The 15,342-nt window shown below is 66.9% G+C and carries 12 protein-coding genes; 5 read left to right on the top strand and 7 right to left on the bottom strand.

The genetic code is table 11. The features are described 5' to 3' along the window. Positions 1-37: 37 nt before the first annotated feature. The 5 genes from AC1DD3_RS14415 to AC1DD3_RS14435 all read right to left on the bottom strand — a co-directional run bounded on the left by AC1DD3_RS14415 (position 38) and on the right by AC1DD3_RS14435 (position 4,818). Positions 38-1,000 (bottom strand): D-2-hydroxyacid dehydrogenase family protein, encoded by a 963-nt coding sequence (locus tag AC1DD3_RS14415; RefSeq protein WP_476881975.1) that lies wholly within the window; start codon positions 998-1,000, stop codon positions 38-40. A 217-nt stretch (positions 1,001-1,217) separates the two neighbouring features. After that, positions 1,218-1,613 carry a universal stress protein gene (locus AC1DD3_RS14420; protein WP_230121354.1) on the bottom strand — a complete coding sequence of 132 codons (396 nt, stop codon included), beginning with the start codon at positions 1,611-1,613 and terminating at the stop codon, positions 1,218-1,220. Next, the gene (locus AC1DD3_RS14425) at positions 1,610-3,307 is read right to left on the bottom strand and encodes a tripartite tricarboxylate transporter permease (protein WP_476881976.1); all 1,698 of its coding nucleotides are present in this window, start codon (positions 3,305-3,307) and stop codon (positions 1,610-1,612) included. The genes AC1DD3_RS14420 and AC1DD3_RS14425 overlap by 4 nt, the downstream gene beginning before the upstream one ends. Then, a complete protein-coding gene (locus AC1DD3_RS14430; protein ID WP_230121352.1) occupies positions 3,308-3,811 on the bottom strand; it encodes a tripartite tricarboxylate transporter TctB family protein in 504 nt (167 codons plus the stop codon). Further along, positions 3,808-4,818 (bottom strand): Bug family tripartite tricarboxylate transporter substrate binding protein, encoded by a 1,011-nt coding sequence (locus AC1DD3_RS14435; protein ID WP_230121351.1) that lies wholly within the window; start codon positions 4,816-4,818, stop codon positions 3,808-3,810. The genes AC1DD3_RS14430 and AC1DD3_RS14435 overlap by 4 nt, the downstream gene beginning before the upstream one ends. Positions 4,819-5,142: 324 nt before the next feature. On the opposite strand from AC1DD3_RS14435, the gene AC1DD3_RS14440 reads away from it, so the two are divergent. Both AC1DD3_RS14440 and AC1DD3_RS14445 read left to right on the top strand, forming a co-directional pair. After that, a complete protein-coding gene (locus tag AC1DD3_RS14440; protein ID WP_230121356.1) occupies positions 5,143-6,735 on the top strand; it encodes a sensor histidine kinase in 1,593 nt (530 codons plus the stop codon). Then, positions 6,732-7,400, top strand: a complete 669-nt coding sequence (locus tag AC1DD3_RS14445) for a response regulator (RefSeq protein ID WP_230121350.1) — start codon at positions 6,732-6,734, stop codon at positions 7,398-7,400. Before AC1DD3_RS14440 ends, AC1DD3_RS14445 begins: the two co-directional genes overlap by 4 nt. Positions 7,401-7,436: 36 nt before the next feature. On the opposite strand, the gene AC1DD3_RS14450 is transcribed toward AC1DD3_RS14445, so the two are convergent. Continuing rightward, positions 7,437-8,024 carry an adenylate kinase gene (locus AC1DD3_RS14450; RefSeq protein WP_230121349.1) on the bottom strand — a complete coding sequence of 196 codons (588 nt, stop codon included), beginning with the start codon at positions 8,022-8,024 and terminating at the stop codon, positions 7,437-7,439. Between the two features lie 364 nt (positions 8,025-8,388). Between AC1DD3_RS14450 and AC1DD3_RS14455 the strand changes: the two genes are divergently transcribed. Further along, a complete protein-coding gene (locus AC1DD3_RS14455; protein WP_476876223.1) occupies positions 8,389-8,787 on the top strand; it encodes a hypothetical protein in 399 nt (132 codons plus the stop codon). 22 nt (positions 8,788-8,809) lie between these two features. On the opposite strand, the gene AC1DD3_RS14460 is transcribed toward AC1DD3_RS14455, so the two are convergent. Beyond that, entirely contained in the window at positions 8,810-12,289 is a 3,480-nt protein-coding gene (locus AC1DD3_RS14460) for a DEAD/DEAH box helicase (protein ID WP_476881977.1), read from the bottom strand. 178 nt (positions 12,290-12,467) lie between these two features. On the opposite strand from AC1DD3_RS14460, the gene AC1DD3_RS14465 reads away from it, so the two are divergent. After that, on the top strand, positions 12,468-13,325 hold the full coding sequence (locus AC1DD3_RS14465) for a DMP19 family protein (RefSeq protein ID WP_476881978.1): 858 nt from the start codon (positions 12,468-12,470) through the stop codon (positions 13,323-13,325). 178 nt (positions 13,326-13,503) lie between these two features. Then, on the top strand, positions 13,504-15,225 hold the full coding sequence (locus AC1DD3_RS14470) for an Ig-like domain-containing protein (protein WP_476881979.1): 1,722 nt from the start codon (positions 13,504-13,506) through the stop codon (positions 15,223-15,225). The last annotated feature ends 117 nt before the right edge of the window (positions 15,226-15,342 follow it).

Here is a 15,342-nt window from a genome sequence, read left to right on the forward strand (position 1 = left end):
CGGCGGCCCTCCCGGACCGCGTGACCGCTGCGGTTCGTCAGGGCGTCAGCGTCCGGACCGGGGCGCCGTCCAGCCAGGCAGTTACATCCTCGATCGCGCCGCCGAAGAAGGCCCGGTAGCTCTCCTGTGTGACATAGCCCAGATGGGGCGTCAGGAGCGTCCGGGGCGCGGCCAGCAGGGCGTGTCCTGCCGGCAGCGGTTCCTGGTCGAACACGTCAATGGCCGCCCCGCGGATCCACCCCTCCTGCAGGGCGGAGACGAGAGCAGTCTCGTCGACGAGCGCGCCGCGGGCGGTGTTGACCAGGACACCTTCGGGGCCGAGGAGCTGCAGCTCGCGTTCCCCAACCGTCCCCTCCGAACGCGGCGACAGGCGCAGGTGCAGGGACACGACGTCGGACTCCATGAAGAGTTCTTCCTTGCTGACCCTGCGGGCGCCGGCCGCCGCGGCGGTTTCCTCCGTCAGATTCTGGCTCCAGGCCAGCACGTCCATCCCGAAGGCGCGGCCGTAGGCGGCGATGCGCTTCCCGATCTTTCCCAGCCCGACGATTCCCAGGGTCTTTCCGGACAGCTCGAACCCGATGGCGGTCTGCCAGTGACCGGAGCGCAAGGAGGCCTCTTCCGCGGTCAGGTTCCGGGCGAAAGCCAGCAGCAGTGCCCACGTCAGTTCAGGCGCGGCTGTGGGTGAGCCGCCGGTGCCGCACACCACGATGCCGTGGTCGGTTGCCGCCTCCAGATCGATGGCCGCATTGGCGGCGCCCGTGGTCACCAGCAATTTCAGCCGGGGCAGCTGCCCGATGACGCTGCGGGGAAACGGCGTGCGCTCCCGCATGGCTATGACGATGTCAAAGTCCGCGAGGGCCGCCGCGGTTTCGGCTTCAGAGGCGAAATGCCCGCCGAACACCGTAACGGCGACGCCCCGCTGCGTCAGGGAGCTCCACGGGGCGAAGTCCTCCGCGACGCCTTGATAGTCGTCCAGAATGGCTAGCCGGTACTGGTTCATGGCTTTACGGTACCGGACGGTTGAGCGTTGCCCAGTTGGCCGCGGGTTCACGGGGCGGCCACGTTGGACGGGCCCGGAGATCGGGGGCGCAAACAGTCATGATGTCCTTTCAAAGCGCCTCGGGCCGGTATCCGGATCCCAATGGATCGGACATCGGCCCGAGGCGTGGTTGTTGACGGGGTGCGTGTGGCGGGCTGGTGATTACTCCGCCGCAGCGTCAGGCGCCGGCCTTGACCGCCAGCACCGGGCAGGAGGCTTCGAGCAGGATCTGCTGCGCCGTGCTGCCCATGATCAGCTTTCCCACCGGCGTGCGCTTCCGGAGGCCGATGACAATCAGGTCGGCGCGGTACTTCTCTGCGGCTTCCAGCACCTCGTTGGCTGCATCATTCCCGCGGACCGGCTGCAGCACGAGATGCTCTACACCCTCTCGTTCCAGCCGCTCGGTGACTGCGTTGAGGTCCTCGGCCTGGACGTAGCGTTTGTCCACCAGGGCGTCGCCCCGCGAGGAATTGATGATGACGAGCCGGCTCTGGTTTCTCCGGGCCTCGGCGATCGCCCGGTCCAGGGCTGCTGCGCCCTCTGCCGTGGGAACGTACCCGACGATGATGCTCACTGTTTCTCCTGTCCGTTGCTGACGTGGGTGACCGCGTGGGTGTCCGCGTTTTCCTGGCCGTCGGTGGCAACTGCCTGCCTGTCGCGGGCCGCCGTTGAGTCGGCCGCCGTCGGGCTGTGCGCCGTCGACCGTGCCGCCGTAGGGCTGTCCGCGAGGGGGCCGTCCACAAGGGGGCTGTCAGCGAAAGTACCGACGGCTGCCAGCTGGCGGGGGCGGGCGCGGCGCCACGCCTTCAGCAGCAGCGGCCAGACCAGGATGATTCCCACCAGGATGTACACGACGACGGCGATCGGCTCGCTCCAGAGTCCGGAGACGTCGCCGGCGGAGAGCTGCAGCGTCTGACGGAGCTGCTTTTCCAGGCGCGGCCCCAGTATCACGCCGAGAATGAGGGGCAGCACCGGCAGGCCGTAGCGCCTCATCATGAAGCCGAGGGCGCCCAGGACCAGCAGGATCACCAGGTCAAACGACTGGAGGTTCACGGAGTACGCGCCCAGGGTGGCGAAGAACAGGATGCCGGCGTAAAGGTACGGGCGGGGGAGCCGCAGGAGCTTCGCCCACACCGGGGCCAGCGGAAGGTTGACCAGCAGCAACAGCGTATTGCCGATGAACAGGCTGGCGATCAGCGCCCAGACCAGCGGGCCTTCGTTGGCGAACAGGAGGGGTCCGGGCTGGATGCCGAACTGGACGAAGGCGGCGAGCATGACGGCGGCCGTGGCGTTGGTGGGCAAACCGAGGGCCAGCATCGGGGTCAGGGTGCCCGCTGCCGCGGCGTTGTTGGCCGCTTCGGGTCCGGCGACGCCTTCGATGGCGCCCTTGCCGAACTCCTCCGGGTGCTTCGAAAGCCGCTTCTCGGTCACGTAGGAGAGGAAGGTGGGGATCTCCGCGCCGCCGGCTGGGAGCGCGCCGAAGGGGAAGCCGAGGGCCGTCCCGCGCAGCCAGGGTTTCCAGGACCGCTTCCAGTCTTCCTTGCCCATCCAGGGCCGGCCGACGGGAATGATCTGCAGCGGAGTGCGGCGCAGGTGCGCCGCCACCCACAGGGCCTCGCCGACGGCGAAGATGGCGACGGCGACCACCACGATGTCCAGCCCGTCGGCCAGCAGGGGCTGGCCGAAGGTGAGGCGCCGCTGACCGCTGACGGAATCGATGCCCACGAGGCCGATGGCCAGGCCGAGACCCAGCGAGGCAAAGCCGCGCAGCCGGGAAGCGCCCAGGACGGCGGTGACGGCCAACAGGGCCAGGATCATGATGGCGAAGTAGCTGGGGGAGCCGAGGCTGACTGCGAACTGGACCACGATGGGGGCGAAAACCACCAGCAGCGCCGTGCCGATGGTGCCGGCCACAAAGGAGCCGATGGCTGCCGTGGCCAGGGCCTGCGCGGCCCTGCCTGCCTTGGCCATCTTGTTGCCCTCGATCGCGGTAATCACGGACGACGACTCACCCGGAGTGTTGAGCAGGATGGAGGTGGTGGAGCCGCCGTACATGCCGCCGTAGTAGATGCCGGCGAACATGATGAAGGCGCTGGTTGGTTCCAGGACGTAGGTCACCGGCAGGAGCAGGGCCACGGTCATGGCCGGTCCGATGCCGGGGAGGACGCCGACTGCAGTGCCGAGGATGACGCCGATCAGGGCGTAGAGGAGGTTGATGGGGGTCAGCGCCGTTGCGAACCCGTCCATCAGTGAGGACAGGATGTCCATCTAGAGAATCCCTTCAAGGAGTCCGGCCGGAAGGGCGATGCCCAGGCCGAGGTAGAAGCCGTAGAACGTCAGCAGCGCCAGGGCCAGCGAGATGAGCCCGTCGCGGACATAGTGGCGGCTTCCGAGGGCCCAGACGCTGCCCCAGAAGAGCACCGTTCCGGAGATGACCCAGCCGGCCCAGTCGATCAGAAGGATGTTGGCGATGAAGGCGCCGGCCAGCGGGAGGACGGTCTTCCAGTCCGCGGGATGACTCAGGTCGACGTCTTCCCCGGCTTCGGCCTCGCCGTGGCCGCCGCGGAGGACATTCACGGCCAGCATCACGGCGGAGACGAGCAGGAGCGCTCCCACGATGACGGGCAGGGTCTTGGGGCCCACGGGGTCCGACTGGGAGTAGGGCGTGACCAGGCGCGCTGCATCCAGGAGGACCAGGGCGCCGGCCGCCCCGAGCAGGGCGGCGACGCCCAGCTCGGAGCGGCCTTTGAGGCGGGATGACAAGGAGGTCACGCCAGGCCGAGCTTCGTCAGAACGTCGGCAACGCGCTTGTCCTGTTCCGTGAGGAAAGACTTGAATTCGTCACCGGTGATGAAGGCGTCGGACCAGCTGTGGGTCTTCAGGGTTTCCTTCCAGGACGCCGACTCGTGCATCTTCTTGAGGGTGGCGATCAGGGCGTCACGGTCGGCGTCGCTGATTCCGGGAGGAGCCACGATGCCGCGCCAGTTCGTGAAGACCAGGTCGATGCCGGACTCCTTGAGCGTGGGGGCATCCACGCCCTCAAGCTTCTTTTCGCCGCTGGTGGCCAGGACGCGGATGTCTCCGGTCTTGATCTGCTGGAGGTATTCCCCGGCGCCTGAGGCAGCAAAGCCCAGCTTGTTGCCGAGGATGGCGGGGAGCAAGTCACCGCCGCCGTCGTAGGAGACAAAGTTGACCTTGGTGGCGTCGATGCCCACCGCACCCGCGAGCTGCATGGGCAGGAGGTGGTCCGGGCCGCCGGGGGAGGAGCCGCCGCCCACGCTTACCTTGGACGGGTCCTTCTTCCAGGCGGCCACGAGGTCGTCGATGGTCTTGTACGGCGAGTCCTTGGACACCATGATGGCGCCCGGCTCCTCGATGAGGCGGGCCAGTGGAGTGGTCTCGGTCAGCTTCGACTCGGACTTGTTGGTGTAGCTGGCTCCGACGACGCCCAGACCCATCAGCATGGTGAGGTCGCCGTTGGCCTTTTCGTTCACGATGCGGGCCAGGCCCACCGTGCCGCCTGCGCCGGCCAGGTTGAAGACCTCCGGGTTCGTGGCGAGCTTCTCGTCTTCGAGGACCTTCGCCGCTGCTCGGGCCGTGGTGTCGTAGCCACCACCGGGAGTGTTGGGCACCATGATGCGCAGCCCCGCCAGGGGGGAGCTGTCCGCAGCGGCGGTGGACGGGCCTGCGGCAGTCTTGCCGGTTGCTCCGCAGCCTGTAGCCAATAGGGCGATGCCTGCAGCGACCGCAGCTACGCGCAATGCGCTGAATCCGCGCATGTTGTTCCTCTTCTCGTTGATCCATTTGATCGGGGTTCTCCGATGCTAGGGCCCAAAGTGATGCGGCTCACTCTTGTGTAACCAGAGAAAGTTAAGTTCATTGCGTTCACGTTTCCGGGCTGCAACCAGACGTGCAACGGGGCGCAAACGGAGCCGCGGTAGCGCTCGAAGAAGCCTCGCATGCCGGCGAAAATCAGCCGGCCGGTGTGGGGTATAGTTCACCCCACCGCGATGCAGACGGCGCGGAACCGCGGGCGCGGTGAAGACCTCCCGCCCCACCTGAAAACACAAGGAAGACAGCAGCACATGACTCGACGGCGAGGAATGTCCCTCGCGGGGCAGTATCTCAGGCTCCAGCTGCTGATTGTGCTGGCAGTGCTGGTGGCGGTGGTGGCAATCTCGCTGGCGCAGTCCGCTGCAACCTTTGAACGGATCGAAGGGCGCCGTGCGCTGTCGGCCGCCGAGACGCTGGCTGCCAATCCGACGGTCCGCAGCCTGCTGGCAAACGCCCAGCCGGGCAGCGGGTCCGCACTCCCCTCGGTTGCAGAGTCGGTGCGGACCATCTCGGGTTCCTCGCAGGTTACCCTGGCCCGCGCTGACAGGACGGTAGTGACGTCCTGGGACCCATCACAGGAGGGCCGCGAGATGGAGCTCGGCGACAGCGTGGTGATGTCCGGGCGGGCCTGGACCGGATTGGTGGGGAGCGGGGCCTCGGAAGCGCTCTCGGCTCACGTGCCAGTGCTGGACGACCGGGGCAAGATGGTGGGCATAGCCGCCGTCGGCAGGAACTTCCCGTCCGTTCTGGAGCGGCTGGGCGATGCCGTTCCGAACCTGCTGACCTACCTGGGCGTTGCCAGCGTCCTGGGCGTGGCGGGATCGCTGCTGCTGGCCCGGCGGGTCAAGCGTCAGACCCTGGGCATGGAGCCGGATGAGATCACCGGCCTCGTCGAGAACCGCGAAGCCATGCTCCACGGACTCAAGGAGGGAGTGGTGGCGCTCGACCCCCAACAGCGGATCTCTGTGGTCAATGACAGTGCCCGGCGCCTGCTGGGCCTGCCCGACGACTGCGTGGGCAAGAGTCTTGGCAGCCTGAGGGTGCAGCCCGCCCTGAAGGAAGTGCTGACGCAGGACCAGCCCGGTCCGGACCGCCTGGTCTTGGTGGGGGAGAACCTGCTGGTGCTGAACCGGATGCCCATGCGCTCGCACGGGCGCGTCATCGGTTCGGTGACCACGCTGCGCGACCGGACGGAACTGGCCTCCCTCGAACGGGAGCTTGGCACGACGCGGACGGCCACGGACACCCTCCGCGCGCAGGCGCATGAATTCGCCAACCAGCTCCATACGATTTCCGGGCTGATCCAGATCGGCGAGTATGACGCCGTCGTCCAGTTCGTGAACGGCACGACGTCCAACCGCACGCGCCTCAACGATGAAGTGACCAGCCGGATTGAAGATCCAGCCCTGGCAGCCCTGCTCATCGCGAAGTCGAGCCTTGCCGCCGAGCGCGGCGTTTCGCTGGAACTTGCGCCGGACTCCAGGCTGGGCAGAGTGGATGAGGAGCTGTCCCGGGACCTCACCACCGTGGTGGGCAACCTCGTGGACAACGCGCTCGATGCAGTCACGAATGCCGCTTTCGACGCCGAGGCGGAGGTGCTCATCGAGGAGGCCGACGGCGGTGTGCGGGTGGTGGTGCGGGACTCCGGTCCGGGCGTCCCGGCGGACGTCATGGATGACATCTTCCGGCAGGGATTCAGCACCAAGAATTCGTCCGACGGCGGCCGCGGCTACGGCCTCGCGCTTGCGCGGGTGGTCTGCCAGCGCAGGGGCGGACGACTCACGGTACACAACGACGCCGGCGCAGTTTTCACGGCGGAGCTTTTTCCCATCGGTCACAAGGGTAAGGGAGGGCGGCCATGATCAGTGTCCTGATTGTTGACGACGACTTCATGGTTGCCAAAGTCCACGCCGGATTCATCCAGCGCACGCCGGGTTTCGCCGTCGTCGGGGTTGCCCATACCGGGGCCCAGGCGATTCTGGAAACGACCAGGCTCCAGCCTGACCTCGTACTGCTGGACATCCATCTCCCGGACATCAACGGGCTTGACCTGATGCACCGCCTGCGGGAGGTGGCGCCCGAGCTGGACGTCCTGGTCATCAGCGCCGCCCGGGAAGTGGAGACGGTGCGGCGTGCCCTGCGCGGCGGGATCGTGCATTACCTGATCAAGCCGTTCTCCCAGACGGACCTGCAGGAACGCCTGGAGCATTACCGGAATGCCTACCAGAGCCTTGCCTCCTCGAAAGATGTGGCGGAACAGGCCGACGTCAACCGGGTATTCGGCCTGGAGCGCGGGGACCGGCCACTGCCGAAGGGATGCAGCGCCGAGACGCTGCAGGTGGTGGAGCGGGCGCTGCACGCGGCCACGGGGGACGTTTCCGCGGCTGAGCTGGCCGTCCTGGTCGGCACTTCCCGGGTGAGTGCGCGGCGCTACCTGGAGTACCTCAACGATGAGGGGCTGGTGGATGTGACCCTCAAGTACGGCGTCGGACGTCCCGAGCGGCGGTATGCGTGGAAAGCGGTGTGAAGCGCCCGCGGCTGGAGAAATGCGCCGGCGCGGCTGTCAGGTGGCCGTCCGCGCTTTGACGGTTTCGATCCCCTTCAGCGCGCTGGCGGTGACGTGGTCGACGTCGGCGGTGCCATCGACGGAGACCAGTATGCCGCGTCGGCCGTAGCGTGCGATGACGGGCTGGGTCTCTTCGCGGTAAAGCTGCAGGCGGTGACGGATGACGCTCTCGGTGTCATCGCTGCGCCCTTCGGCCCGGGAACGGAGCAGGAGCCGGCGGACGATCTCGTCGTCATCAGCGGTGACTTCCAGAACAGCGTCCAGGGTTTTCCCGCTGCTCTCGAGAATGCCGTCCAGGTTCTCCATCTGGCTCAGGGTTCGGGGGTAACCGTCGAGCAGGAAGCCATTCCCCGTGTCGTCCTGCTGCAACCGCTCCCGCACCATGGCCGTAGTGATGTGGTCGGGCACAAGGTCGCCGGCATCGAGATATTTTTTGGCCTGGTTGCCCAGAGGCGTTTGGTCACTCAGGTGGCTTCGGAACATGTCCCCGGTGGAGATCTCCGGGATGCCCAACTTTTCGCTGAGGCGGTGCGCCTGGGTGCCTTTGCCCGACCCGGGAGGGCCAGCGATCAACAGTCTCGTCATGCGTCTGTCCGTTCTGGTCTGTCGGCTGACGTTGCGCGGTGGCGTGACCGCCGCACGGAGGCGCTGGGTGCCGGAATTGCAACCATGACATGCGTGCCGGCAGCGGGTCAAGCATCGCTTCCGGGGATGCTGCACCCAGGCGCCGACTGCGGACTGCCTGCGTACTGCCGAGTAATTCCGGGTAGTTGCGGCGCAAAAGACGGGTAGCTGCCCACGGTGACTTAAGCGTTCGGCGGGTCGTTGAATTGGTCTGGCAGGGCAACAGTCACAGTGACGGGGGCAACGAAATGTACTTTTCGGGCAGGCGGGCCGGGTCCCGGCAAGGATCCGCGGCATCCGGTCTTGAATCGTCCTGGAGCAGGCCATGAGCTCCGGACTGGCATCGGCGGTGCAATTCGCAGCCTCCCTGCCGGGCACGGTCCTTCTGACACTGGGGCAGGTCCTCGTCGTCGTGTGCGCCTGCTTCGACATGGTCCGGGTGCTCTCAGTGCCCCGTTCCCACCGCCGCTACGTGGCCAACACCGTCTTCCGGACGCTGGCGCCGCCGGCGATCCTGGTCACGGCGATCAAGGTGCTGATCGCGGCGGCGTCCGGCGTATGGCCGGACGTCACTGCCGGGATGTTTGTGCTGGTCGTCGTGACCTACCGGTGGTACACAGACAACGATGAGGACAGCTGGTGGAAGGGCAAGGGCAAGGCGCTGGGCCGGCGGCTCATGAAGCTGGCTGCGCTGCCGCCCCGGACTGCACCGGCCGCGGCCTGATTCGTGTCGTCCCGGCAGGTTGTCAGTCGTTGAACAGCCCGGCCAGGTCCTCAGCGGTCAGCGAACCGCCGGACAGGGCATCGCCTTCCATCACGTCGGCGAAGAGCTGCGACTTCTTCGCCTTCAGCGCCATGACCTTCTCCTCGATGGTGTCCTTGGCCACCAGCCGGTAGACCATCACGTTCCTGGCCTGGCCGATGCGGTGTGTGCGGTCCACGGCCTGGGCTTCGGAGGCGGGGTTCCACCACGGGTCCAGCAGGAACACGTAGTCGGCCTCGGTCAGGTTCAGCCCGAAGCCGCCGGCCTTGAGGCTGATCAGGAACACCGGGGCCGCGCCGTTCTTGAACTCGTTCACCACGTCGGTGCGGTTCCGGGTTCCGCCGTCGAGATAGCAGAACTCGATGTTCTCCTCGACGAGGCGCTCACGGACCTTCCCGAGGAAACCCGTGAACTGGCTGAAGATCAGCGCCCGGTGGCCTTCGGCCACCAGGTCCTCGAGCTGTTCGAACAGGACGTCCAGCTTGCTGGACCGCACACCGGACAGCGACGCGTCCACCAGCGACGCATCCAGGCTCAGCTGCCGCAGCAGTGTGAGCGATTGGAAAATGGTGAAGCGGTTTTTGTTGACGTCGTCGATCAGGCCCAGGATCTTCTGCCGTTCCCGCTGCAGGTGTGTCTGGTAGACCTTCTGGTGCCGGGGGTTCAGCACTACTTCAAGGATCTGCTCCTGCTTGGGCGGCAGGTCGTGGATGACCTGCTCTTTCGTCCGGCGCATCATCAGGGGGCGGACCCGACGGCGGAGCTTCTCCAGCTGCCCCTTGTCACCGTTTTTCTCCACCGGCTTCTGGTAGTACTCGGCGAACCGCTTGGGACTCGCGAACAGGCCGGGCGCCACGATCGATGTCAGCGCCCAGAACTCCATCAGGTTGTTCTCCAGCGGGGTGCCGGTGATGGCGAGCTTGAACGCAGCCGGCAGCTTGCGGGCGCACTGGTAGGCCTTTGACTGGTGGTTCTTCACGAACTGCGCCTCGTCCAGCACCAGCCCGGCCCACTGCCGCGAGGCGTAAGCGTCGTAGTCGATCCGGAACAGCGCATAGGACGTGATGATGATGTCCGCCCCGGCCATGGCCTCGGCGGGGTCCACCCCGTTCTTCGCGAAGGTCTCGCCGATGGCCCGCACGGTGAGGCCCGGCGCGAAGCGCGCGGCCTCCGCCTCCCAGTTGCCCACGACGCTCGTGGGCGCCACCACCAGGAAGGGCGCGGCGCCGTCGGGCGTTGCCGTGTCCTCAACCGGAGCAGCACCAGCAGCGGCGTGGTCCTTGGCGGCGCACATCAGCGCCAGAGCCTGGACGGTCTTGCCGAGGCCCATGTCGTCCGCCAGCACCCCGCCCAGCCCGTGCCGGTACAGGAAGGTCAGCCAGTTGTAGCCCTCCAGCTGGTAGGGGCGCAGGTCGGCGTTCAGCGTGGCAGGCAGCGGCAGGCCGTTCACTCCGCCCTCAAGCAGTCCGCCTACCGCCTCACGCCAGGCGGCCGCCTGTTCGTCCACGATTCCCAGCTGCGCCAGCTCGTCCCACAGGCCCGCCTGGAAGCGGCTGATCTGCAGCGGGGCGTCCTTGTTGTCCTGCAGTGCACGGGCTTCATCAATCAGCGCCCGCAGCTGGTGCAGCTCGGGGAGGTCGAGGGAGAAGTACGCACCGCTGGGGAGCAGCATGCGTGTCTGCCCGGCCGCCAGCGCCGAGAACAGCGCCGCGAAGGACACAGGTTGGCCCTCAAGGGTGATCACGATGCCGAGGTCGAACCAGTCCCGCTGGTCCGTCGCCTTCGTCGAAATCGCCACCACCGGGGCTTCCTCGGCCTCGCGGTAGTCTGCGATGTCGCCGGATGTGTCCACATCGACGCCTGCGGTGTTTTGCAGGCGGGGGAGGACTTCCTCGGTGAAGGCCAGCGTGTCCAGGCCGCTAAGTTCGGCGGTGCCCGCAAGCCGCGGCGTGCCCCAGCCGCCCGTGGCGGATTCACCCAGCGCCGGCACAACATCCCATGGCTGACCCACGGCCTCAAGGATCCTCGCTTCGGCGGGGTCGTCCCGGTAGCCGTGATCACCCGGGTGCCGCCAGAGCGGCTGCGCGGTGACGAGGTTTCCGGACTTGTAGTGCCACTCCCAGTGCAGCCTGAGGCGGTGGTCGGCGCCGTAATTGGCCAGCAGGGACAGGGTGGGGATGGCCAGGGTGGGCAGTTCAACCGACTCGTCCGACGCCGTAACCCGGGCCGTCTGCTTCAGCTTCGGGTAGAACCCTGTAAGGAAGCGGCTTTCGTCGTGGGCTGGGATGTGAAGGGTGCTCCCGGCCGTGACGAACGTCAGGAGTTCTTCGCTCAGGCCGCTTTCGAGCGGCGCCAGGGTGATCAGGGTGTCCGCCGCAACGCCGGGCAGCGCATCCCCGCCGGAGGTTATGAAGATGCCATGCGCCGGGCGGCCGATGGTTCCCACCGATGCCGGATCCACCTCCGCGCCCTCAACGGTGATGGTGGGCGCAAGCTCCAGCCCGCCGCCGTCGGGCGTCCTGGACCTGGCGCCATTCGCCGCCGCGTTGTCAGTCGCCGCTGCGACATCCACCGCTGCACCATCCACGCCTGAGCCGTATCGGCTCAGATTAAGGCCGACGGCGGCAGGCACTTCTGCGATCCGTACCGGCTCCTGCCCGCGGCTGTGGACCAGGGCCACGCCGATCTTCTTGGCCTCATCCAGCAGGCTCCACAGGTTCTTGCCGGCAAAGGTGTTCATCCCCAGCCACAGGGCGGACGACGAGTGCACCCGGCTGGCGGCCGAGGTATGGGCAGCGAGGAAGGCCTGCATCCACTCCACGTGGGCCTCGTTGCATTCGCGCCGGAAATTCAGGTAGCTGAGCGTGTTCCAGGAGACATCGCCACGGATCCACTTGCCCTTGGCCCCCATGATCACCGGGCGGGCCTTGAGCTGGCGGACGCTGCGGAGCGGATCCCGGCGGCCGGTGTAGGAGAAATGCGGGGCCGGTTCCTCCACCTCGAACTGGAGGGCCAGCGGGATGCCGCCGGCGGACTGGGTAATGCCCGGTTGTGAAATCAGCGGGCTCAGCGCCTGTTCCCAGTCCGCGAGCTCCGGACCGGACGGCTCGCGCGACAGCCGGGAAACCTCCGCCGGAGCCAGCAGCTTCACACGGATGGCAGGATTGTCCTCGGCGGCGAACAGCAGCGCGGCCACATGCTTGCAGTCCTTGCGGACGGGACAGCTGCAGACACCCACCGTGCAGCTCCAGCCTGCGGCTCTCCGCACGAGTTTCGCCGTGGTCGAATACGGCACTTCGGCGCCGCCGCGCACCTTGCCCAGCATCAGCCCCGTGACGGCGTCGAACGAGATCCCGGACACGCGGCTGCCCATGGCATACGCGAGTCCGGCCGCGAGGGAGCGGTCGTTGATCGCGGGGGTCTGGATTGCCAGTGCCGCACTCTCGTCCGGTTTGGATGGCATGGTGCGCGCTACTTTCAGCAGGTCAAAAATCTGCAGGTTATCTGATCCATCTTAGTCAGCCGGGAGGTGCCCTGAAACTTCGCCTGGCGTTCACCTCCCACTCAACCGCCGGGCAAGTGTCGGCGCGTACGTTGAAGGGGTCCTGAGCACCACCGGCTTTCTGCAGTGAGGATTTCCCATGACTTCCAGCGAATACCCTGTCGTTTTGACCCTTGAAGGCACCGAGGCCAGCAACGACGAGATTGTTGACGCCAACGTCTCCGTGGTGAACACGATGTACCAGGAGCTCCTCAACTCCGGGGAGATCGCGCCCAACGCCCTGCGCAGCTACTTCGTGGACTTCTACGTGACCCAGTCACTGGGCGGCGGCTTTGCACAGTACGTCTTCACCGCGCCGGAGCGTGAAGAGCTGGATACCTACGTCCGCGACGGCCTCGAAGGAATGGGCGCCACAGCCCACCTGGAGCTGTTCAACCGCGCCGCGGCGGCCTTCGATTCCCTCGCGGACGAGGAAGCGGACATCTACCTGGACGGCGAATGGGACGCAGAGTCTGACGGGGAACTGCCGGAGGCCGTCCAGGCCATGGAAGACCTCGACGCCGAATTCGAATCGCTGCTGGAAACCGAGGACGTCACCGGCCTCAACGCAGCCTGGCTTCGGGGCCAGGAGGGACTGCTGGTCCTGACGGAGGTCGAGCTCACCGCCCATATCGCGATGCGCGTGGCCCAGATCCCGGACCTCGACGAGCGCCGTGCCGAAGCCGAGGAGGAAGCACTGGATAACGCCCCTGAGTTCGAGGTCATCATCCGCGAGCTGTGCGGCATCGCAGGTTACGCGCTGCAGAAGATCACCATGGGCGATCCCAACTACGAGCACAACGGCGAGACGGTCCTGGCCTGGCACTTCAGCACGGACCACGGCGACTTCCTCATGATCGAAGAGGACGACGAGGCCTTCATGCTCAACCCGGAGACCAAGGAAATCGTGGCGGCCGTGGAGTTCGAGGAAGTGGACGAGGACCTGGTGGACGCGTAGCGAAGCAGGGCACGGGGCCCGGGCACCCCCATTCGGGGGACCCGGGCCCCGCTGTCTAGGTTTTCCGCAGGGTCGCTTTCCGATACTGGCATCCACATCGGGCCATGGACCTGATGTGCATCACCGGCGGGCTGGGGTTCAGCCAGGTGAAGTCTGGGCCTTTGGAGGGGAGCTTTCCATGAATTCTGCACGCAATCGTCAGCGCTTGGCAACGGGAATCACCGCGGGGGCGCTTGCCGTCCTCGCCGTGCAGGCCGTGGCCGTTCCGGGTTCAGCCGTGATCAGTGACCCGGGTGCGCACATTATTACTGTTTTCCCGGAACGCGACATGGTCTCCGCCGAAGGGTACGCAGCCGGCGACCGTCCCACCATCCAGGTGCTTCGCGGCGGTGCAGTCATCGGCACGGCGTCGAACCTGGTGCCCGTGGCCGGCATCGTGGAAGTCAACCATCCCGGCGGAGGCTGCTGGGAAGGTACCACTCCGGACATCCGCTCGGGTGACGTGATCCGTGTTCTGACAGCGCCCGACGTCGGCGACCAGACTTTCGTGGGGAACGTCATCGTCACGCAGCCGGCCACGAAGGTCAACGCCAGCACCGTGGTAATGAAGGGCACCGCTGTTGCGCCCGGCGGCGGGCAGCTTCCGGCGGACCAGCTCGAAGCCAGGGTCGTGGCCGCCAACCAGTCCTTCGTGGTCAACGGGCGCCGGACACTCCGTGCAAGCTCAGTCGCCGGCGACGACGGCACCATCGCCTACGACGGCCCGGGTGTCACCACCTGGACGGCCACGTGGACGGGCCTCACCGGCGTCGGGACGGACGGCGTGTCCGACGCAGACCGCGCTGCATCCCCCACTAGCTCGGAAAGCCGGGGAATGTGGCTGGGACGCAACGCCGCGGTCGGCAACGAAGTCACGATTTTCGAGTATGCGGCCCTCGGCGGCCCGGCCGGGCCCGAATGCACGGCACCCCTGGCAAAGGGGCCGAGCACACCTGACCTGACGGCCGCCAGCGATACTGGGCGTTTGAACACGGACAACATCACGCGCAGCACCAACCCAAGCTTCACGGGTGCGGCGGCGTTGCCGGACGCCGCGAGCGTCAACCTCTACATTGACGGTGTGGCCAGCGGCTCGGCAACAGTGGCCGCGAATGGCAGCTACTCGATCACGTCCAACCGCGCGCTGGCCAACGGGCGGCACACAGTGACGGCCGGCGAAGTCAGCCCGGCCGGCGTCGAGACACGGTCCGTCGGATCCCTGGCCCTCACCGTCGACACCGTGGGCCCCGTTGTTACCACCAAGGCTCCGGCCACCAACTCGCTGATGGCCAGCCAGACCGCCAACGTCACGGCAACCTTCAACGAGGCGATCGCAGGACTGGGAACGGCATCCTTCACCCTGAAGAACTCGGCAGGAGCGCTCATCGCCGCTCCGGTCACGTGGAACGCCACCACCAGGGTTGCGACGCTGAACCCGACGGCTACCCTCGCTGCAGACAGGAAGCACACCGCAGGCCTTACCGCGGGCATCACGGACCTGGCGGGCAACCCGCTTGCTGCGTCCTCCTGGGCCTTCACCACCGGCCCGCGGCCGACGGTGACCGGCAGGACGCCTGCAGTCAACGCAACCGGGGTGAGCCGGACGGCCAACGTCACTGCCACCATCAGTGAGAAAGTGACGGGTGTCAGCGGCGGAACGTTCGCACTGCGGAACGCGGCCACGGGAGCACTCGTCAGCTACGCGGTCAGCTACAACGCCACGACGCGGGTCGCTACGCTGAACCCCAACGTCACCCTGGCGGCAAACACCAGGTACACGGTGGTCTTGTCCACGAGTATCAAGGATGCTGCGGCAAACCCGCTCATCGGAACGTCCTGGAGCTTCACCACAGGCCGGTAGCGGCACAGCTTCACTCGACGTCCGGCCCGGTGCCGCCCGCAAGGGCGGTCCCGGGCCGGACTCATGTGGGGGCACGGGCTCGCCCTGGCTGAGCTTGTCGAAACCTGGATCCCGGCC

It is taken from the genome of Arthrobacter sp. 05T444 (assembly GCF_056395905.1).

Bases quoted from the DNA above. Each gene is read 5' to 3' on its own strand.
- AC1DD3_RS14415 (WP_476881975.1), bottom strand. From the start codon at position 1,000: ATGAACCAGTACCGGCTAGCCATTCTGGACGACTATCAAGGCGTCGCG.
- AC1DD3_RS14425 (WP_476881976.1), bottom strand. From the start codon at position 3,307: ATGGACATCCTGTCCTCACTGATGGACGGGTTCGCAACGGCGCTGACC.
- AC1DD3_RS14435 (WP_230121351.1), bottom strand. From the start codon at position 4,818: ATGCGCGGATTCAGCGCATTGCGCGTAGCTGCGGTCGCTGCAGGCATC.
- AC1DD3_RS14440 (WP_230121356.1), top strand. From the start codon at position 5,143: ATGTCCCTCGCGGGGCAGTATCTCAGGCTCCAGCTGCTGATTGTGCTG.
- AC1DD3_RS14445 (WP_230121350.1), top strand. From the start codon at position 6,732: ATGATCAGTGTCCTGATTGTTGACGACGACTTCATGGTTGCCAAAGTC.
- AC1DD3_RS14450 (WP_230121349.1), bottom strand. From the start codon at position 8,024: ATGACGAGACTGTTGATCGCTGGCCCTCCCGGGTCGGGCAAAGGCACC.
- AC1DD3_RS14455 (WP_476876223.1), top strand. From the start codon at position 8,389: ATGAGCTCCGGACTGGCATCGGCGGTGCAATTCGCAGCCTCCCTGCCG.
- AC1DD3_RS14460 (WP_476881977.1), bottom strand. From the start codon at position 12,289: ATGCCATCCAAACCGGACGAGAGTGCGGCACTGGCAATCCAGACCCCC.
- AC1DD3_RS14465 (WP_476881978.1), top strand. From the start codon at position 12,468: ATGACTTCCAGCGAATACCCTGTCGTTTTGACCCTTGAAGGCACCGAG.
- AC1DD3_RS14470 (WP_476881979.1), top strand. From the start codon at position 13,504: ATGAATTCTGCACGCAATCGTCAGCGCTTGGCAACGGGAATCACCGCG.